Below are 24,086 nucleotides of genomic sequence, written 5' to 3' on the forward strand. Positions count from 1 at the left end.
GATCCACATGGGCCGCCCATTTTTTAAGCAGCAGGTTAACCACTTTTCATCTCTTTTGTCAGGATTTCTAGCTGTCGACAGATTCATATTCATTTAATAATTCTTCTAGATCTTCCAATGAGAGTTTGTCATAACCGTAGTCAGAGGACGTTTTTTCGGTTTCATGTTTGCCCGTGCAATGGCTGATGACCATTTGCAAACTTTCTTTGAATGCTTGATTCAATTCGCTGATCGTATCTGGAGAATACTCGTATTCGTTAAATGTCGTACTGATCATCAATTGCCGGCCGGCAACGACTGAATCGATTTCAACAGAAGCATCCCTTGCACTTTTTTCTCCGATGCTTTGACCTGCCGAAAGCTTTGACGATGAAAATTGTTCAGTCGTCAGATCATGATCGAGCTCACCAAGATAATTGAATAAGATCGGAGGCTTTTCATCCTTTAAAAGCCCTTCGTCTTTTCTCAAATACTTAAGGATGCCGTATCCGATTCCGTTATTCGGTATTTTTCGCAAAGTTTCTTTCACGATCTTAATCATCACAGACAAGTCTGCTTCATCTTCTAAGTCGATGAATACCGGATACATTGCGGTAAACCAGCCGACCGTTCTCGTGATATCCACATCTTGCAAAATATCATCTCTTCCATGGCCTTCCATAAGAATTTTCAGCCTGTTTTCCCCCGTCAGCTGCCTTGAGGCGATCAACAAAGCCGTTAACAGGAGATCATTGATCTGCGTATTGTATGCTTTATGCGCCTCTTTCAGGAGCTGTTCCGTCTCCGTTTGGCTGAGGGATATTCTGAGTGTTCTGCTATTTTCATAGTTATCATGTGCCGCTTGGCGATGTTTAGGGAGGAATGCCATCTTTCCTTTGGATATCTCCCGCCAATATTCTTGTTCTTTCAGGAGCTTTTTGCTGTTTGCGTACTCAGCCAGTTTTTCGGAAAACGTCTTGTACGAATCCGTTTTATAACCGAGCTCTATCGGTTTGCCTTGCAGGGCTTGACCGTATGCCGCTTCAAAATCCTCGAACAATATTCTCCAGGACACGCCGTCTACCAAAAGGTGATGGATCGCAATCAGCAGATGGTCTCCCTCCGTTGTTTTGAACACGCAGAGCTTGATCATTTTGCCCTCGCTGATGGATATGTCTTTTTGAATATTCGTCGCTATCTGATAAACGGTTTTCTCGAGATTTTTTTCCGTTTTCAAATCATAGACATACAGATCGAAGACGCTGTCTTCCAAGCCGCGGTTATGCTGAATGATGTCACCGTTCTTCTCCCAATAGACCATCCGTAATGCATCATGGTGTTCTGTGAGTTTACGGAAAACCTTTTCGACGATCCTTTCAGCAAACCCGTTTTCCCTGTAGAGCATAAACGCTTGATTATAATGGTTTTGCTCCCTTTGATTCGCTTCAAAAAACGACCTTTGCACAGGGGTCAGCGGCACTTGCCCTTGCACGATTTCGCTGGTGCGTGCTTTCGTTTCTTTTTTGACATATTTACTGAGGTGTCTGATGAACGGATTGGTAAACAGATCTTTAACCTGAAGCTTGAGATCGGCTCTTGATAATTTTGAAACGATTTGCAGAGCCTTAATTGAATCTCCCCCGATTTCAAAAAAATTATCGTTGATTCCGATTTTGTCCCTGTCCAGCACTTCCTGCCAAACAGCGGCCAGCTTTTCTTCCGTTTCATTACGCGGCGCTTCATATCCGCTTGCCGCTATGACGTCTCCGGCAGGTTCAGGAAGCGCTTTTCGATCGATCTTTCCGTTTGGTGTGAGAGGCATCTTGTTGATTTGAATAAAATAGGAAGGGAGCATATAGTCCGGTAAGTGATCGGACAAATATTCCCTCAGTTCATTTGTGTTTGTTTTCGCTCGAGCGACAATATAGGCGCACAGGTACTTATGTCCTTTCTTATCTTCCCGGTCTATAACGACAGCTTCGCTGATGTTTTGATTTTCCAAAAGCTTCGTTTCAATTTCGCCGGTTTCGATTCTGAAACCGCGAATCTTGACTTGGTGATCGATTCTCCCGAGGAATTCGACATTTCCATCAGGCAGCCACCTTGCCAAGTCTCCCGTTTTATACATGTTCCCCCCGGCGGCAAAACGATTTGGAACAAACCTTTCCTTCGTGAGTTCCGGTTTGTTTAAGTATCCCCTCGCGATCCCTTCACCGCCGATGTACAACTCGCCATAAACGCCGACCGGCTGCGGGTTTAATGAGGGATCCAATATATAAAATGCTGTATTGTCCAGCGGCTTTCCTATCGGCGTATTCGCAATCTCTGGAATCCGATCCAAAGCTTCCTCATAATAGCCGGAATCGACAGAAGCTTCTGTGACGCCATAGCTGTTGATGATTCTCATCCTTTGTCCGAACCGTTCAACGAGCCACTTATAATCTTTGATCGTGCAAGTGTCAGAACCCATGATCAACAGCTTCATGCTTGAAAAGTCAAGCTTGTGATGATCGATATATTTCATCAAAGGAATGATCAGGCTTGGCGTCGATTCCAACATATGAATGCCGTATTTGTTGATCATGTCATACAGAAGATTCATTTCCAGTTTGACATCATCCGGGACTATATACATTGTTCCGCCGTTGAGAAGACTGCGGCATAAATCTCCCGCGAATACATCAAACGACATGCTGGCAAGCTGGAGCAGGTTAACTGAAAATGATGCCAATTCATAGTGCTTTCTCCAAGTATAGTGGGCATGAATGATATTGCGGTGCTCGACCATCACGCCTTTTGGGTTTCCCGTCGTACCCGAGGTATAGATGACGTATGCCAAATCACCGGGGGAATTAAGATGCTCCAGATTGCTTCCATCCGTGTCGTAAGCATCGGCCTGATCGATTTGGATGATTTCTCCGGCAAAGCTGATGCTGCCAATAAGCTGATGCTGGGTCAGCAATAGATCAGCTCCGCTATCCGTGATGAGATATTGGATGCGCTCTTTCGGAAGCCCCGGATCGATCGGCATGTACGCCCCGCCGGCCTTTAGAACCGCCAATATGCCTGTCAACATCTCCAACGAACGCTCCGCCATGATTCCGACTACTGACTCCCGCTGAACCCCTTTTTGCCGCAATGTTCTGGCCAATTGATTCGCTTTTTCATTTAATTCGCGGTATGTCAACATTTGATCTTTGAAGACCGCCGCCGGATGATTCGGTGATTTTTCGGCCTGCTCTTCAAACAGCTCAGAAAAAATCCCTGACGGGTGTTCGGTGTTCGTATCATTAAATTGATACAGCACTGTGTGTCTTTCTTCTTCTGAAAGCATGCTGATGTCGTTTAATGTCTTCTGCGGATGATCGGAAATATCTCTTAGGATATTCACGAAATGCTGCGCCAGCGTTTCGGCGGTTTCTTTTTTATACAGCCTTGTGCAGAATTCCAGGTGAAACGTAATGACGCCTGCGGACTCTGCTGCTGTTAGCGACAAGTCGAATTTTGAAATCTGAAACTCCAAATCGACGGGTTCAACATGCAATCCCTCTATATCAGGCTCTGCATCATCCAGCGCCTGCATATCAAACATTGTGTCAAATAAGGCATTTCTGCTGATGTCCCGTTCCAAATCTAATTTGTCTACGAGTTCATCGAAAGGATAATCTTGATTTTCATAGGCGTTAAACGTATTTTCTTTTACATCTTGCAAATACTCAATGAATGTCCTGCCGCCTTTTGGATGGTTTCTCATCGCAAGGGTGCCTACGAACATCCCGACCGTCTGTTCCAACTCCTCCCGGGTTCGCCCCGCAATCGGCGAACCGACAATGATATCTTCCTGTCCGGTGTATTTCGAAAGGAGTATTGTATACCCGGCCAACAGCAGCATATACATCGTGACTCCGTTTTCTTTCGCTGTTTTTTTCAGCTTATCCGTCAGCTCTCTTTCGATTGCAAATGCGATTCGATCTCCTTCATAACTTTGCATTTGCGGCCTTGGAAAGTCTGTCGGCATGTTCAGAACAGGAATGTCGTTTTGAAAAACGGATAGCCAGTATTCTTCCTGTTTTTTCAACCGGTCTTTTTGCCAGGACTCTCGCTGCCACTCGGAATAATCTTTATACTGGATCTTTAACGGTGCAAGTTCTTTTTCTTCATATAAAGCCGCCCATTCTTTCATCAAGATCCCGATTGACACGCCATCGGAAATGATATGGTGCATATCAAGCAGGAGAATGTGTTCGGCTGCGTTCACCCTCACCAGCTCCGCTCTCAGAAGAGGGGCTTTTTCCAGTTCAAACGGTCTGATAAATTGATTCATCCGTTCCCGAAGGCTGCAATTGTCAAGCTCCCGGTATTTCATTTCAAATGTGACCTCTTCGTTTATGTTCTGAACGGGTTCGCCATTGATGGTCACAAAGGATGTTCTTAAGCTCTCATGTCTTTTGATTAGCGTTCTGAAGGCCTTCTCGGCCTTGTCCGTTTGGAGCTCACCTTTTATTTTCATCGCAAAAGGCATATTGTAGGCGGTTTGGCCTTCTTCGATCTGATTAAGGATATACAGCCTTTTTTGAGCGGAAGAAAGCGGGTAGTATTCTTTCTTTTCCGCTTTTTGAATGTCGGATTGAACTTGTTTTTGTTTTTGTGCGATATAAGCTGCCAAGTCTTGAATCGTCGAATGATTGAAGATTTCCTTTAGTGTCACTTCGACTTTTAATGCCGATTGAATTTTCGCGGCCATTGAAAAAGCTTTCAACGAGTGTCCGCCGATGTCAAAGAAATGGTCGTTAATCCCGATCTGTTCCGCTGGCAAGATGTCCTGCCAGATCGATAAAAGTAAGGCTTCCGTTTGATTGCGCGGGGCTTCATAGCGGGCTTGGGCAAATGCCCTTCGATCCGGCTCCGGCAATGCCTTAAGATCAGCCTTTCCATTGATCGTGCGGGGAATTTGATCAAGCTTGATAAAGCAGGACGGAATCATATACTCCGGAAGGTCCTTCGCCAAACGTTCTTGAACCTGCTCAATATCTGCGTTTTTGTTATTGAATGCGATGTAGGCGCATAGATATTTGCTGTTTTCCTGATCTTCCTTCGCCACCACGATGGCTTCATTGATATTATCGTTCATCAGCAACCGGTGTTCGATTTCTTCCAGTTCGATCCGATAGCCGCGGATTTTGACTTGGCTGTCGATTCTGCCTAAAAACTCGATGTTTCCGTCAGACAGCCATCTTGCTAAATCGCCTGTACGATATACTCTCTCGCCTGATTCGTCCACCACAAAGGCCGCTTTTGTCAATGTTTCATGATTCAAATATCCCCTTGCGACCCCTTCGCCGCCGATCAGCAGTTCGCCCGGTACTCCAACCGGCTGCGGCCGGCCGTATTGATCTGCAATGTATACCTTATAATTGCTTAAAGGCTTGCCGATAGGAATGCTCGTTTTTTTGCGGTCTGCGCTGCTTAGTTGATAATAGGTAGCGCAAACTGTCGCTTCCGTTGGACCGTAGGAATTGTAAACGTCGGCGCCTTTGATGATATTTTCGACGTACTCAAATTTTAATACGTCGCCTCCACTGATAAATTTCATCTGCGGATGAAAGGTTAAGTGCTGATTTTTATCGATTTCATTTAATAGAAGCGGGGAGCAGCTGACAAGTGTGACACGATACTTCCCGATCGTTTTCACCAGTTCATCAATGTTCAGATCGCTTACTTTTCTGCTGATCACCAAGCGCCCTGAGCAAGCTAAAATAGGGTAGACTTCTTCAGAAAATGCATCAAATGAAAAGGATACGACTTGCAAAACTGTATCATGTTCGCTTAAAGGAATCCTTTTCGTAAAAGCATCAACATAATGAACGACATTACGGTGAGTCGTCATGACACCTTTCGGCCTGCCAGAAGAACCCGAAGTATAAATTACATATGCCAAATCAGAAGCCTTGTTGACATTTGGGAGATTTTCTTTGCTGAAAGACCGGGTATCTTCGGCGGTTATCAGTTGACGCCCGTCTATTTTTGATTTAAAGGGCTCCTGGATAACGACCATATCAGCTCCGCTGTCTTCCAGCATATATTTGACTCTGTCCTCGGGATAATCCGGATCAATCGGCAGATAGGCTCCGCCGGCTTTTAATATTCCGATAATCCCGATGATCATCTCGAGTGAACGGTCTGTCATGATCGCAACAATTGTATCCGGCTTTACACCCTTCTCTCTTAAAAGCCAGGCCAATTGGTTGGCCTTTTCGTTCAGCTCTCGATATGTCAATTGCTGATCTTCGAATATAACAGCGGTGTGATCGGGTGTTTTTTCAGCCCGCTCTTCAAACAGCCGGCTGAGTGTCTTGTTTTTCGGACCATCTGTTTTCTCATGATTGAATGTATGTAAGATGATGTCTTTCTCCTCTTCCGACATCATCCTAATCTCGCTTAACGCCAGTTCAGGGTGATGAGCAGCGTCTTTTAAAACATTCAAAAAATGTCCGGCCATTCTTTCAACCGTTTCTTTTTTATACAGATCAGTGCAATATTGGAAATCAAATTTCAGGTTGTCTCCATGCAAAAATGCCGTCAGGCTTACATCGAATTTCGCGACATGAAATGGAATATCATACGTTTCAAAATGCCCCCCGCCGGCTTCAGATGCGAAATCATCCGCATGCTGCAGATCAAACATCGTGTCAAACAGCGGGTTTCTGCTCATGTCATGTGTCAAGCCCAGATGTTCGATCAATGCATCAAATTGATAATCTTGATTTTCATAGGCTTTCAGCGTATTGTTTTTGACCGTTTGGACATATTCGCTAAATGTCATGTTCCCCTTTGGCCGGTTTCTCAGCGCAAGGGTGCCGACAAACATCCCGATTGTCCCGTTTAAATCGGCATGCGGTCTTCCGGCAATCGGCGAGCCGACAATGATATCCTCTTGTCCGGTGTATTTTGACAGCAGAATGGTGTAGCCTGCCAAAAGAAGCATGTACATTGTAACGCCGTTTTTTGCGGCGATCGTCTTCAGTTTTTTTGTGGTGTCCTGATCCAATTCCACAACCGTTCTGTTTCCTTGAAAGCTTCGGATTTTCGGTCTCGGAAAATCGAGCGGCATATTCAATACCGGAATGTCTCCCCGGAAGGTATTGAGCCAATACGCTTCCTGCTTCTTCAACCGGCTCTGCTGCTCGATGTCTCTCTGCCACTCTGAATAATCTTTATACTGAACCGCCAGCGGAGACAATTCTTTGCCTTCACAGCAGTCGGCGAATTCCTTCATTAAAATTCCGATAGAGACGCCGTCTGAAATGATATGATGCATATCAACCATCATCATATGCTCAGCTTCATCCACTTTTACGATTTCCGCTCTTAAAAGCGGGGCTTTTTCTAATTCAAAAGGTTTGATGAAACGGCTGATTTTCTCCTGAATGCTTTGATCCCCCAACTCGCTGTATTCAAGTCGGAACTCGGCTTCCTGTTCGATTTTCTGCACCGGTTCGCCATCGAGCATGACAAAAGAAGTTCTTAACGATTCATGCCGTTTGATGAGTGCTTTCCATGCCTGTTCAAGTCGGCTGATTTGAACTTCACCGTTTATTTTTACCGCCAGCGGCATGTTATAGGCCGTTTTGCTGTCATCAAGCTGATTTAAAATGAACATCCTTTTTTGTTCCCTTGACAAAGGGTAGGTTCCGCTTTTAGACGGCGCCGCTTTCGGAAAGCTTCGCTCAATGTCCGTTTCGCCCGCTTCCAGCGCTGCGATGATGTCTTCTTTATACCGCTTGATTTGCTGTTTTAAGTCAGCCGTCAATAATTCTTGAGGACCGATGATTTTGATTTTTCCCTTGTTATGGTATAAGGTGATATTTTTCTTTTTCAAATCATTTATGAAGTCCATTATGCTCATACTCATCTCACTCCATTCGTCAGACTTGCGGCCAATATCAGAATCGGTTTTTTTAAGGAAAATGGGGCAGCTGTACAATCTATCATTTGAAATGATAGATTGTACAGTGCAATTCCATCACACTTCCTCTTCCGCGTACTCCTCACTAACGGCCGATTCGGCTTCAGCGGTTAATACAAAACGCGCTAATGATTTTGCAGTCGGATGTTTAAAGAACGTGCTGATCCTCATATCAATGCCAAACGTTTTGTTAATGGAATGGACAGCTTGCATCGCTTTCAGCGAATTCCCCCCCTTGTCGAAGAAATGGCAGGAAATACCCATCCGCTCTGTTCCGAGTACGTCCTCCAAGATGGAAATGATGCGCTGTTCGACATAGTTTCTTGGCGCTTCGTACTCTGCTTCAGTTCCTGCGCTTCTGTCCGGCTCAGGCAGGGCTTTTCTGTCCACTTTCCCGTTTTTGGTGAGCGGCAGCTTGTCCATTTTCACGAAATAGGCGGGGATCATGTAATCCGGAAGCTTTTCACCTAAAAATCCTTTCAGCTCATCAAGAGAAATCTCGCGATTTGCCGTGATATAGGCGCAAATGTACGGGCGGCTCTCTTCGTCTTCCCTGACGGTGACGATTGTCTCATTGATGTCTTCATGCATCTCCAGCCGGCTTTCGATTTCGCCGAGTTCGATCCTGAAGCCGCGGATTTTCACCTGGTGGTCGATCCGGCCGATGAATTCGATGTTGCCGTCTGGCAGCCATTTCGCTAAATCGCCCGTCTTGTACAGCCTTTCTCCCGGAATGAACGGATGCGGGATGAATTTTTCCGCCGTCAGTTCCTCGCGGTTTAAATATCCTTTGCTTAAACCGTCGCCCGCGATGCAAAGCTCTCCGGGAACCCCGATCGGCAGGAGCTTGCCGGCTTCATCCATGATCAAGACCGACGTATTCGCCAGCGGGCTGCCGATCGGGATTGTTTCCGCTTCATCGTCTATCTCGTTGATGAAGTAATATGTCGCATACACCGTGCTTTCCGTTGGGCCGTAAACATGAATCAATTTATCCCGGCCGACATGATCCAGCACTTTTCTCACATGCGGTATCGACGCTCTTTCCCCGCCGAAGAGGATTTTCCGCAGCTTGGCGAGGCAGCCGATATTGATGTCGGCGAGCGTATTGAACAGCGCCGTCGTAATGAACATCACGCTGACTTGTTCTTTTTTTATCACTTCGGCCAGCTCATGTGTATTCAAGACCGTCTCTTTTTCGATCAGGACGAGTGAGGCTCCGTTTAAGAGAGCTCCGAAGATGTCGAACACCGATCCGTCAAACGAATAATTGGACAGTTGGAGAATGACATCGTTTCCTGTGATGTCGATATAATTGGTATTTTTAACGACTCTTGCCGCACTGTAATGCGGGATGACCACTCCTTTTGGCGTTCCGGTTGAGCCGGACGTGTAGACGATGTACGCTGTATCGCTTGAGCGATTCACACGCGGAAGATTCTCTTCACTTAGTAAGTGCAACTCGTCCGAACACAAATCAACGGTTTTTATATCAAAAGGTTTAAGAAGCGAATCTGTTGTTACTAACAATGCCGCACCGCTATTTTTCAACATATAATCGATTCTGTCCCTAGGCGTTTCAGGATCGATCGGCAAATACGTGCCGCCCGCTTTTAAAATCCCGATGATGCCGATGATCATTTCAAAGGAGCGGTCCGCGATGATCGCCGCAATCGAGCCTCTGCCGATCCCTTTTTCTCTGAGGAGTCTCGCGGTTTGGTTTGCTTTCTCATTCAGCTCTCTGTAGGTCATGCGCTGAGCACCGAACACAAGAGCCGTATGGTCAGGCGTCTTCATGGCCTGTTCCTCAAAGAGCTCATGAAGCGGCTTGTCTTTCGGGTAACCCGTTTTTGTATCGTTGAATGTGTGTAAAATCCTGTGTTGTTCTTCTTTTGACACAAGGTTGATGTCTCGTAATGTTTGTGTCTCATCTTCCGCCACTTGTTCTGCGACGGTGATGATATGCTTTTCTAATGTTTCGATGATGGTGTTGTCATACACATTTTCGTTAAATGTCAATTTGAGCTTCAGCTGCTCATCTTCTAAAACGCCGGTCAGATTAAAATTATAGTTGGTCCGTTCTTTTCCATGAACACCTTCCAGTTCAAAACCGGTTTCCCCGGATTGGCTTCTGAACAGCTCTTCATCAAACGCATAATTTTGAAAGGCCATGACATGAGTGATCAGCTCTCTTTTCATTTCACTCAGTTCCTGAATTTCCGATAAATTCATATAGCTGTATCGATTGCTTTCGATAGACTCGGCTTGTGTTTTCTTTAACACCTCTTTAAAGCTTCTTGCGCCTTCAAAGCTGATCCGTGTCGGTATTGTATGAATAAACAAGCCGACCATCTCTTCGATGCCGTCAACAGGAGCCTCCCGTCCCGAGACGACGGTTCCGAATACGACTTCATCGGTATTGTTGTATTTTGCCAGAATCATGCCCCAAATTCCTTGAAGAACCGTATTGATGGTGACATGATGCTGCTTGGCGATCCGGGTGATTTTCGTTGTCAGTTCTTTTGAAAACGATATGACTTTTTCTTTGCCGCAATATTCTTCTGACGTTGCGCCGCGATTGAACGCCGGAAGTTCAGACCGCGACTCATACCCTTTTAGATAATCCTTCCAGTATGCCACCGCTTCTTCTTGATCTTGTTTTTCCAGCCATTTGATATAGTCTCCATACGGCTTCGGCTCTTTTAATCGGCGGGATTCGCCCTTCATTATTTTTCCATATAGACTGAACAGCTCGCTCAAAACAATACCCAGACACCAGCCGTCCAGGAGGATGTGGTGATGACTCCAAATGAGCCGATACGATTCATCACTCATTTTGATCAAACAAACCCTCATGAGGGCTTCACTGCTCAGATCAAAGCCTTTTTCTTGATCTTCTTTTAAATATGTTTCTATGAACCTATGCTGCCGCGTTCGATTTTCGCCTGTCAGATCTATTGATGTGAAAGGTGTTTTCCGGTCTCTAGCTATGATTTGTCTCGGTTCGGCTGTGATTTCATATTCAAAAGACGCCCTTAAGATTTCATGCCTCTTCACGATTTCGTGAAAGCTTTCTTCTAAAATGTCCGGATGGACACGTCCTTTTAATTTGATGACAATTTGCTGGAAGTATGCCCCTGATGTCTGATCCATAGCGTTATGAAATAGCATTCCTTTTTGCATATTGGCCAGTGGATAGATCTTTTCGATTTGAAACGCGCTGTACTTATCTTTAATAAGCTCCAGCTCTTCAAGACCAAGCGAGACATCGCCATAATCGGAAGGCGTCATGTCCGATCCTTCTTTATCAACGCAATGATCGACGATCTTTTCCAGGTTTTCTTTGAATGATTGATTGAGTTGTTCGATTGTGCTTGTTTGGTATTGGTCCTGGTTGAACGTCGTATAGATTGTCAATTCGCCGTTTAAAGAGATCGCATTCATTTCGATGGCGCAGTGCCTTACGATTTTTCCGCCGATGCTTTCTCCCGGTGAAAATGGCGACTGGGAAAATACTTTTCTATTCATGTCATTGTTCATTTCTCCAAAATAGTTAAAAGAAAGCGGAGCCTGTGTTTGTATTTTCTGAAGCTCTTCTGTCATGTATTTTAAAACACCGTAGCCGATCCCTTTATTCGGTATTTTTCTCAACGCTTCTTTGACCATTTTGATATTTTGCGATATTTCTTTTTCTTCTCCCAAATCGATAAAGACCGGATAAACCGTCGTAAACCAGCCGATCGTTCTCGTGATGTCAACACCGTCTAAGATGTCCTCCCTGCCGTGCCCTTCCATCATGACCTTCAATTTGTTTTCGCCGGTGATATCCCTGACTGCGGCGATTAATGCCGTCAGCAAAATATCGTTGATTTCCGTGTTGTAGGCTTTGTTTGCGTTTCGCAAAAGTTTCGCTGTCACGTCTGGGCCGATTCTGATGCTCAAAGTCGCGCTGTGTTCAAACGTGTCTCGTTCAAGCTTTTCAGCAGGAATAAATGGAACATCCGCTTCCAGGGCCTTTTGCCAATACTCCCTTTCCTTTAACAGCCTGCGGCTTTGGGCATACTTCTTCAATTGACGGGCGAACTCTTGGTATGAATCCGTTTTATATCCGATGTCGAGAGGTTCACCTTTCAATGCCTGAAGGTACAATGTTTCAAAATCCTCGAACAAAATTCTCCACGATACGCCGTCAACGACAAGATGATGGATCGCAATGAGCAGGTGATCGCCCTCATCAGCCCGGAAGATGCCGAGATGAACGAGTTTTCCTTTTCTAATCGATGATTTTTTTTGAATGCCTGTCGCCAGCTCAAACACCTTTTCCTCTTGACTGTCAAAGCCTCTTACATCATAAACATCCAGGTCGAACAAGTTTTCACGATAGCCTCTGTTGTATTGAATAATGTCTCCGTCTTTTTCTTCATAGATCATCCTTAACGCGTCATGCTGCTCCAGTATTTTATTGAATGCTGTTCTGACGATGTTTTCGTCATAGCCGTCTTTTCTAAAGAGCATAAATGACTGGTTGAAGTGGTCAAGCTCCTCTTTGTTGTTCGCAAAATATCTCTTTTGGATAGGAAGCAGTTCCGTCTCACCTGTAACGGGTTTGTTATGTTTGCGATGTCTCGTTTCTTCTGTAATAAATCGGCTGAGATCTTTTATTTTCGGATTGGCGAACAGCGCCTTCATCTCAAGTTTCAGGTTCATCTTTGCCAGCCTGGATACGATCTGGAGCGCCTTGATCGAGTCTCCCCCTGCCGCAAAGAAATGGTGACTGATCCCGATGTCCTCGGCACCGAGAATCTCTCTCCAGACTTGCACGAGTTTTCGTTCGATTTCATTACGGGGCGGATCGTACCCGGTTCCTTCCATGACATTTACATTGCCGTCCGCCTCAGGCAGTGCGCTTCTGTCCACTTTACCGCTTGGGGTGCGCGGGAGCCTGTCAAGCTTCACAAAATAGGACGGAATCATATAATCAGGCATTTCCCTTTCGAGAAATTGTCGTACATCAGCTGCAGGCAATTCCTTGTCAGAGGCGATATAGGCGCATAAATAGCTGTTGCCGTTTTGATCCTTTCCTGCGATCACTGCCGCTTCTTTGATTTTCTCATGTGTCAAGAGCTGCTGTTCCACTTCGCCGAGCTCTATGCGATAGCCGCGGATTTTCACTTGATGATCGGCCCGTCCTAAAAACTCAATCTGTCCATCCGGAAGCCACATCGCCAAATCTCCGGTTTTGTACATTTTTTTGCCTGGCTCAAATGGATGGTCGACAAACTTTTCCGCCGTAAGCTCAGGTCTGTTTACATACCCCCTGGCAACCCCTTCACCTGCTATACATAGTTCTCCGGCAATGCCAACCGGCAGAGGGCGGAGTTCTTTGTCCACAATATAGATGCTTGTATTGAGAAGCGGTCTGCCGATCGGAATGGACGGTGTTTGCGGCACTTTTCCCGATTCGATTTGATGTGAAGCAGCATCAACACAGCACTCTGTCGGGCCGTATACATTCGTGATATTGCATGACAGATTCGGAAATTTATGAAATAGGCCGCCTATGACATCAGGTGTTAATGCATCTCCTCCGACAATCAATTCCTTCAGATCGAATTCGAGTTCCGTTTTGTCTACATAAGCCAGCATGTTTAAATGAGCAGGCGTCATGTCAGATACATTGATGTTGTTTTTCGAATAATACTCAATTAAACTCATGGCATCCCAGGCTGTCTCGCGTGGGACGATGCAAAGGGTATGCCCGAAGAGAAGCGCTGCGAATATTTGTTTGACAGAGGCATCAAATATATAAGGCGCAACCAGCGCTACATTTAAATGAGCATCGAGATGCTGATAAATTCTTTCATTTAATCCATGAACAAGATTGTTCACACTATGATGCTCGATCATGACGCCTTTCGGTTTTCCAGTGGATCCCGATGTATAGATGACATATGCCAAATGCTGCGGCTTGATGTCATGCTTAAGGTTTTCCACGTGGTCATTTTGTCCGGTTTGATCAATCCGGATGATATCTCCGGTATATGCTTCACCCGGGTCCACATCGCCTGCCGCGCATAATACGCTGACATCGCTGTCTTTTAACATGTAGCTTATTCTTTCCTGCGGATACGCCGGATCGATTGGCAGATAGGCTCCGCCAGCTTTCAAAATACCCATAATACCGACGATCATTTCGATTGACCGTTCTGTGAGAATCCCTGCTATCACATCAGGGCCTACTCCTTTTTGACGCAAGGTGAAAGCCAGGCTGTTCGCCCTTTCATTCAGCTCCCTGTAAGAAATCGTTTCATCCCCGAAGGCAACCGCCGGATGATCAGGCGTTTTTTCCGCCTGCTTTTCAAACAGCTCCGGTATCGTCATCTCTTTGCAGAACACACCGTCTGTTCGGTTAAAATCATACAGAACCCGATGTCTTTCACCCTTTGTCAGGACATCTATCTGATTGATGGCAATGTCCGGATGATCCGCCGCTTGTTCCAACAAGCTGATCAGGTGTTCAGATAGTCTTTCCATTCTTTCCTTGTTGAATAGCGTCGTTGAATACTCAACTTCCAATCTTAATCCGTCTGCCGCTTCACTCGCAGTCACTGTGATGTCAAACTTGGAAATGCCGCGCTTGATCTCCACCAGCCTGCTTCTCAGCCCCTCTGCTTCAAACGGCTTTACGTCTGTGTTATGGTACACGAGCATCGTATCAAAGAGCGGGTTTCGGGCCATGTCCCGTTTGATGTTTACTTTTTCTACAAGCTCTTCAAACGGATAATCCTGGTTTTCATAAGCCTGAAGCGTGTTTTCTTTTACCTCTTGCAAATAATCTCTGAAAGTCTTTTTCCCTTCCGGATGGTTTCTGATCGCCAAGGTATTGACAAACATGCCGATGAGATGTTGAATATCCTCATGATTTCTCCCTGCAGCCGGGGTTCCGACGATGATATCTTCCTGACCTGTATATTTGGAAAGCAGTGCTGTATAACCGGCCAACAGAAGCATGTACATCGTAACGCCGTTTTCTTTCGCCATATGCTGAAGCTTGCGGAATGTTTCACTTTCGATTGCTGCAGTGACGGTGTCACCTTCAGAGCTTTTCGTCAGCGGCCTTTTATGATCTATCGGGAGATCAAGGACCGGGATATCGCCTTTATACGTCTTCAGCCAGTATTCTTCCTGTCTTTTCAGCTCCTCGCTGCGGGCATGGCTATTTTCCCATTCTGCGTAATCTTTATATTGAATATGGAACGGCTTCAGTGATTTCCCTTCATACAGCGCTCCCAGTTCTTGAATGAAGATGTCGGTGGACACGCCATCGGAAATGATATGGTGCATATCGAACATCAGCAAGTGCTCACGTTCATTCAATTTGACGACCTCCGCCCTTAAAAGCGGTGCTTTTTCCAAATGAAACGGCCTGATGAAGCTTTTGATTTTTTCTTCGGCGCTTTCTTTGCCGATGTCACTGTATGCGACTTGAAAATCGATCTCTTTTTCAATCTGCTGCATCACCTCACCGTCGATCATGACAAATGAAGTTCGAAATGATTCATGTCTTTTGACCATGTTTTTTAATGTATTCTCAAATCGGCGGATATCAAAATCGCCTTCGAGCGTCATGGCAAAAGGCATGTTATATGCAACATGACTGCCTGTTTGAGAAAGGATATAGAGCCTTTTTTGCGCTGAAGACAATCGGTAATATGGTTTTTCTTCCGTTTTTCCTATCGATGTAAAAACACTTTCCTTCGCCGCACCGATATATTCCCTCAGCCCTTTAATCGTCGGGGTTTCGAATATTTGTCTTAAAGGCAGCTTGACATTCAGTTCTTTATGAATGGTTGATACCAAAGCGGCGGCTTTAAGCGAATGCCCGCCGGCTTCAAAGAAATGGCTGTTGATCCCGATTTTATTGATTCCTAAAGCCTCTTCCCATATGGAAACAAGTTTTTCTTCCATCTGATCCCGCGGCGCTTCGTAGCGGCGATCCATTGTGACGCTCCGTTCCGGAACCGGAAGGCTTTTCTTATCCACTTTTCCATTCACGGTAAGCGGCAGCCCGTCAAGCTGGACAAAGTACTGAGGAATCATATAATCCGGAAGGCTTTTCTTTAAAAACGCTCTGATCTTCTCCGGTTCGACTTCCTTTTTAACCGTTACATATGCGCAAAGATACGGGTCATGATCTCCGTCTTCTCTTGCGATGACCGCCGCTTCTTCAATCTTTTCATATTTAAGCAGCCGGTTCTCGATCTCGCCGGGTTCGATCCGATAGCCGCGAATCTTAACCTGCTGGTCAACCCGTCCCAAAAACTGAATGTTTCCATCCGGCAGCATTTTGGCAAGATCACCTGTGCGGTACATTCTTTCCCCGGGTACAAACGGATTTTCGATGAATTTTTCCCGAGTCAATTCCGGTCTGTTTACATACCCGCGGGCCAGCCCTTCCCCGGCGATGCAGAGCTCACCGCTGGCTCCGAGCGGACAAAGCTGAAGGTCTTTGTTCAATATATACACTTTGACGTTATCGATCGGTTTTCCGATTGGAATATTTTGATACGATTTGTCTATTGGAAAACTTGTAGCAACAACTGTATTCTCCGTCGGTCCGTAATTGTTTACGATTTGATAGCTTTTTTCTTTAAAGACGTTTAATTTATCTCCACCCGTTAACAGCGTTCTTAACGAATGATTGTCAAGCGCTGTAAATTGTTCGCAGACTGGTGTCGGCAAAAAGCTGATCGTAATATGATGGTCATGAAAATACCGGTTCAGCTTTTCAACATCCAGCCTTGTCTCCTGATTGAGGACATGAACGGTGGCTCCCGCTGTTATATAAGGGAACAGCTCCCAGACAAAAGCGTCGAAGCTGATGCTCGCATAAATCGAGCTGTTGTCGTTTTGTCCGACTTCAAAACAGGATTGATGCCAGCTGCACAAGTTGATCAATGATTGATGTTCGATCATCACGCCTTTTGGCTTTCCCGTTGACCCCGACGTATAGATGACATATGCAAGGTCGCCGCTTTGATTGACATTGTCAATGTCTGACCGATCCTGCCCGGCAATCCTCTCATCATCCATATGAATCAACTCGATCGATTCGGCCGTAAGCTCCTCGGCAAGCGGAACGTCAGAGATGATGACTTTGACTTCACTGTCAAAAGCCATGTATCTCATCCGCTCCAGAGGATACTCAGGATCAATCGGCAAATAGGCGCCGCCTGCTTTCAGCACACCGAGAATCGCTGCGATCATATCTGACGAACGCTCCATCATGATCCCGACGAGCGTATCCGGCTTGACACCTTTTTCTCTCAAAAGCCTTGCCACTTGATTTGCTTTTTCATTCAACTGTCGGTACGTCAGTTTTTGATCTTCAAAAACAACTGCAGTGTGATCTGGTATTCGTTTTGCCTGCTCCTCAAACAGCTGGTGGATTGCTTTTCCTTTTGGATATGCCGTCTTTGTATGGTTAAAGGACTCTAAAAGTGTCCGTTTTTCTTGACGGGATATCATGTCGATTTGATGTAAAGCAACATCAAGGTTTTCTGAAACTTCCTCTAAAATCCTGAAATAATCTTCCGCTATCTTTTGAATCGTCTCTTCCTTGAAAAGACTTGTCGAATATTCAATGTTCAATACGATCTTTTGTTCAAAATCCAACACATTAAAGATCATGTCAAATTTTGCATTGTCCAGTTCAAAGATGATCGGACTCAGCTTGACATCGCCTTTCTGTTTGGTAAACATCCTGGCATCTTCCAGAACAAACATCGTGTCGAACAAAGGATTGCGGTTAGACTCCCGTACACCATTGAGTTTGCGGATCAAATCATCAAACGGATACTCGGAATTGTCAAAGGCCGCAATCGTACGCTCTTTCGTCTGCTGCAAAAATTCTTTAAAACTGTAGGAAGTATCAACCTCGTTCCGCAAAGCAAGTGTATTAACAAAAACGCCGAATACATCTTGCAGATCAGGATGCAGCCTTCCCGCAGCAGCGGTTCCGACAACGATATCTGTTTGATTTGTATATTTATTTAAAAGCACATAATATGCGCTCAGCATCACCGTATAAAGAGTTGTTCCGTTATGTTTCGCCAGCTTCCTTATATGATCTGACAGTTCCCGCTCCATTTCCAAAAACACGCTGCTTCCTTCAAACGTGTCGATATGATGACGTTTATAGTCATAAGGAAAGTCCAGCTTTGACGGTATATCGCGATAAACGTCAAGCCAATAGGCTTCCTGCTTTTTCATCGCGGCTGATTGATTAAATGTATGATTCCATTCCACATAATCTTTATATTGCACATTTACTTCCGGCAATGGCACATTGCTGTAAAGTTCCAATATTTCATTCATCAGGATGCCTTGAGAAACCCCGTCACTGATGATGTGGTGGAAATTTATGACCAGTATATGCCTAATATCTTCGATTTTGATCAGCTTGGCCCTCATAAGAGGCGGCCGGCTTAAATCAAAAGGCTTGATGGATTCTTTACAGTACGTGCTTGTGATCTCCATTAAAGCACGCTGATCTGTAATCGAAGCGTCTAAGCACTCGTATTCCAGGCGGAAGTCGACATTCTCATAAATTTTTTGGATGAGTTCATTGTTTTGGATTTCAAACCCGGTTCGCAATATTTCATGTCTTTGCAAAAATGTCTTCAATGCGTTTTCGAGCTGTATGGCGTTGATCCGGCCTTCGACAAGAAGGGCCATCGGAATATGGTAAGCTCCCCTTTCATTTTCCAGCATCGACAGCATATACATTCTTTGTTGGGCAGGGGATGTCGGATAATACTCTTTTTCGCGAGCCTTTTGAATCGGATGTTCCATATCGCTTTCTTCTCTGTTTTTCAAATAGTGGTCCAAAGCGATGATTGTATCATTTTTAAAGATTTCGCTGATCGGCATCTCAACATTCATTCGTTTGTTGATTTCTGTGATGATGGATATCGCTTTGAGTGAATCTCCGCCAATTTCATAATAGCTGACATCGAGATTGATGCTGTCTAGGCCAAATATATCTTTCCAAATCTCCAGAAGCATGGCTTGTGTTTCATTCTCCGGCAGCATCGATCCGCCTCGTTGACCTTCATCTGCGGTATGCTGTTCAGCCAAGTCATGGAGCGTGCGTTTATCGACTTTTCCGTTTACAGTTAACGGGATTTCCTCAATTTGCACGAATTTCGCAGGAATCATATAGTCAGGCAGCGTTTTTTGCAAAAATTCCTTTACATCTAATTGGCTGATCGCGTTCTCGGCTACAACAAAAGCGTATAAGTTTTTGATTCCGTCCGGACTTGTATAATCAATAACCGATGCCTTCGTAATCTCCTGATGGCTTACGAGAGTATTTTCAATTTCCCCCATTTCCACTCTGTAGCCTCTGATCTTCACCTGGCTGTCTTTTCTTCCGAGAAACTCTACATAACCGTCCTCTTTCAAGACGCCGTAGTCACCCGTTTTATAGATGTAACCTAATTCCTGATGCTGGATAAATGAATGATCCGTTTTTTCTTGATCATGAATATACCCGCTTGCTACCCCCGCTCCGCCTATATACAGCTCTCCTTCGACACCGACGGGACATAATTGTTTATTCTGGTTCAATACGTATATTTTTTGATTGGCCAGCGGTTTTCCATAAGGAATGCTTTTCCAGTCTTCCTCTACTTTTTGAATCGGATAGTAGATCGACCAGATGGATCCTTCTGTTGCGCCTCCCAAACTAATCACTTCTGCGTTTTTAAACGTCTTCTTTATGGTTGCAGGCAACTGAAGCGGTATCCAGTCTCCGCTTAGCAGGATGAGTCTGAGATGATGATTGAGTTCGTTGTCCGGGTATACATCGGCCGTCATTCCCATAATCGCCGGAACAGAATTCCAAATTGTAATCCGTTCTTTTTCGACTGTCTCTTTCAGACTGAATACATCCCTTTGGTCATCAATGATGACAAGTGACGCCCCGCTGCTTAAAGCGCCAAACACGTCATAAACAGATAAATCAAAGCACAATGAGGAAATGCCCATCATGTTATCTTGTTCTGTGACGCTGAATTTTTCATTGATATCTAGAATGGTATTCGCTGCGGCACCATGCGTAATCTGAACGCCTTTTGGCTTGCCTGTGCTTCCTGACGTAAAGATGACATATGCCATGTCATCCAAATCGACTTTTCGGTCAACCGGCGCTTTTGAGAAGCGCTCGATATGTTCTTTGTCATACACGTCATGGCTGATGAAGAATTTGCAATTGCTTTTTGATTGGATATACGCCTTTCTTTCTTCCGGATAATCCGGATCGAGAGGGATATAAGCTGCTCCAGTCTTCAATACAGCCAATAAATTGACAATCGTCCCCAGGCTTCTTTTGCCGATGACACCGATATAGTCGCCCCTTTCAACCCCTTTTCCAATGAGAAATCTTGCGACCTGGTTGGATTTTTCGTCAAGCTCCTGATAGGTCATCACCTCATCATGATGCTTGAGTGCTATTCTGTCAGGTCCATGTTTAACCTGGCCGGTAAACAATTCGTGCAAAGGCTCGGTATCGAAAGATTGATCTGTGTCATTATAGGCGCTGATCATTTGGCGGCTTTTTTCATTCATTTGGATGGTTGAAACGTCCTCGCCGGATACGGCTTTCTGGATGACAGCGATATACTGGTCAAACATCGATTCAATTACTTCATGTTCAAAAATTTGCTCCACATAGTCCCATGTAATATAAAGGCCGCCGTTTATTTCATAAACTTGGTTGTCAATATATACTTGCGACGTTCTCGTGCTAAAGAAATGAATGTTGTCAAAATCGACAAGACTGTCAAATGAGTCGTCGGGATTTTCACTCAGCACGCTTGTGAATACGATCGGCATGACAGCTTTTTTATTCATGCCATTCTTTTTGGCAATGTTTCTGATCACATCAACCCCGTCATAATGTCTGTGTTCCAGTGCTTCCAAAAGCGTGTCCTGAACATTTAAAGCAAATCTCCAGAAAGAGCTCATGTTTTCTTCGGCATGGATATCCAGCAGCATTAAAGAGGTAAAATCTCCGATCATGTTCTTGACATCCGGATGAAACGGGATTCTGTTAAATACGGTTAAATTGATAGCAAAATGATTTTGCCGGCTCCAATAAGCTAATATATAGGCATATGCAGCACAAAGGACGGAAGTCGGCGTGAGATGATGATGCCGGGCTTTCTTTTTTAATTCATTCCATGTATGTCCATCCAAAAACGTTGAAAACTTCTTGAACGAAGGTTTCGCTACATGAGCTGGATCAGATTTAAGAGGCAGCTCAGGCGCACTTGGAAAATGATCCAGTTTATCCAGCCAATATTGTTGATCTTTTTGATATCTGCTTGTTTGCTTAAAATTGATTGAGGCCAAAACATAATCTCTGAAGCTGTATTCTAGTGAAGGCAGTTGGAGGCCGGGGTTTTCATATAGTTGTTTAAACTCTCTGATTAATCGTTTCATACTGCTGTCATCGCAAATGAGCGGGTCCACATTGAGGAAAAAATATTTTTTCTCTCCAGGCAGCATAAACGTTTTGAGTTCAAACAAAGGCCATACACTTGGATCAATGATTTTTGATGTCATCTTCTCCCGCTGTTCTAAAATTCTGGCGTTGATTTCTTCTTCTGTGAAACCTCTTAAATCCTGAGTTTCGATCGTATAACGTTGTGTTGCTTCGAGAATTTTTTGCGTTCCGTTTTCAAATACGATCGTGCGGAGAATCGGATGCCTGTCAATCAGTTTTTGCAGTGTCAGCTGAAATCGATTCAAATCGACATCAGCTTCAAATTCGACAGTTAAATTCGTAGCGACTCCGCCGATTTCGAACGTCTCATCCCTGCCAACCAAATAAGCCAGCTGAATGCCTGTGAGCGGGAATATTTCATGGATATTTTCCGGATCGGCAGCCCTTGTCACGAGAGTGTCGCCCTTGTCTTCTTGGTGATTAGCTTCGATAAAAGCGCTCAATTCCTTTATGGTCGCAAGCTTAAATAGCTGATGCAGCGGAATTTCAACATTCATTTTTTCCTTTATTTTGGCGATGAGCTCCATCGCATGCAATGAATGTCCGCCCATTTGTGCAAAATGATCATGAATGCCCGCTTTTTCAACGTGCAAAACATCCTGCCAAACAGCTGCCAGCTTTTCTTCCGTTTCATTTCGCGGCGCTTCATATTCGTTTTCCGCCCCCGCCGTTCTGTCCGGCTCAGGCAGGGCTTTTCTGTCGACTTTCCCGTTTTTGGTGAGCGGCAGCTTGTCCAATTTGACAAAATATGCGGGAATCATGTATTCCGGAAGCTTTTCACCTAAAAATCCTTTCAGCTCATCAAGGGAAATCTCGCGATTCGCCGTGATATAGGCGCAAATGTACGGGCGGCTTTCTTCGTCTTCCCTGACGGTGACGATCGTCTCATTGATGTCTTCATGCATCTCCAGCCGGCTTTCGATTTCGCCAAGTTCGATCCTGAAGCCGCGGATTTTCACCTGGTGGTCGATTCGGCCGATGAATTCGATGTTGCCGTCTGGCAGCCATTTCGCTAAATCGCCCGTCTTGTACAGCCTTTCTCCCGGAATGAACGGATGCGGGATGAATTTTTCCGCCGTCAGTTCCTCGCGGTTTAAATATCCTTTGCTTAAACCGTCGCCCGCGATGCACAGCTCGCCGGGAACCCCGATCGGCAGGAGCTTGCCGGCTTCATCCATGATCAAGACCGACGTATTCGCCAGCGGGCTGCCGATCGGAATCGTTTCCGCCTCATCGTCTATCTCGTTGATGAAATAATATGTCGCATATACCGTGCTTTCTGTCGGGCCGTAAACATGAATCAATTTATCCCGGCCGACATGATTCAGCACTTTTCTTACATGCGGTATCGACGCTCTTTCCCCGCCGAAGAGGATTTTTCGTAAATTCGACAGACAGTCGACATGAATGTCGGCAATCATGTTGAACAGTGCCGTCGTAATGAACATCACGCTGACCTTCTCCTCGTTGATAGCGCTTCCAAGTCTATTGATGTTCAATAGCGCTTCCTTCTCAATCATGACCAGCGACGCTCCGTTTAATAAAGCGCCGAAGATGTCGAACACCGATCCGTCAAACGAATAATTGGACAGTTGGAGAATGACATCGTCTTCTGTGATATCGATATAATTGGTATTTTGAACAACCCTTATGACACTGTAGTGCGGGGTGATGACGCCTTTTGGCGTTCCCGTGGAACCTGATGTGTAGATAATATAGGCGGTATCGCCGGAATCATTGACAGAACTGAGCGGTTCTTTACTGAATCCGTCTGAAGCCTCTCTGTCCAACTGAACGATGTCAGCCTCACAATCGATTCCGTCCGCCGCTTTTCCTTGCGTAAGCAGCACCGCGGCTTTCGTGTCGCTGAGCATGAAGGCAATTCTGTCTTTCGGCGTTTCAGGGTCGATCGGCAGATACGCACCTCCCGCTTTTAAAATACCGATGATGCCGATGATCATTTCAAAGGAGCGGTCCGCGATGATCGCGGCAATCGAGCCTCTGCCGATCCCTTTTTCTCTGAGGAGTCTCGCGGTTTGGTTTGCCTTCTCATTCAGCTCTCTGTAGGTCATGCGCTGAGCACCGAACACAAGAGCCGTATGGTCAGGCGTCTTCATGGCCTGTTCTTCAAAAAGCTCATGAAGCGTCTTGTTTTTTGGATAATCGGTTTTTGTGTTGTTAAAATGTAGGATCAGTTCTTTTTCATTCTCTGTCATTTTGTGAAATACCCCATTTTCTAATGAATGTTTAGCAACCATATAAAAATTCTCCTTTTTGATAAAATATTCACCATAATATTGGTCTGTAGTTGCTCTTTTACCGATTTTTTATTGAACCTCCGTCTTGTGAAAACAGATTATCAAAAATAATCATTATTTTCCATAGGAATATTGTTTAATAATGGTTAATTTTTTATGAATTGGATATTTTATATTTTACATTGTTTAAACATGTATTTATGAGACAAGATAAACACCAAATAGATCAAAAGATCTAAAAAACACTGTTCCGATTATAATAAAAGTAATTTTTGAAGCGTCCGAAGAAGGAAAAATAGATTAGACCCGGGCT

The 24,086-nt window shown here is 44.9% G+C and carries 2 protein-coding genes; both read right to left on the reverse strand.

Annotated features, from left to right (window positions below; translation table 11 throughout):
- Positions 1-67: 67 nt before the first annotated feature.
- Complete coding sequence (gene bacB / locus KI350_RS10275) at positions 68-7,885, reverse strand: bacitracin non-ribosomal peptide synthetase BacB (protein ID WP_041817244.1); 7,818 nt, start codon at positions 7,883-7,885, stop codon at positions 68-70.
- 117 nt (positions 7,886-8,002) lie between these two features.
- Entirely contained in the window at positions 8,003-23,773 is a 15,771-nt protein-coding gene (bacA, locus tag KI350_RS10280; RefSeq protein WP_154059222.1) for a bacitracin non-ribosomal peptide synthetase BacA, read from the reverse strand.
- Positions 23,774-24,086: the final 313 nt, after the last annotated feature.

The sequence above is a fragment of the Bacillus sp. J41TS8 genome, assembly GCF_018333035.1.
GTDB classification, from domain to species: Bacteria; Bacillota; Bacilli; order Bacillales; family Bacillaceae; genus Bacillus; species Bacillus paralicheniformis.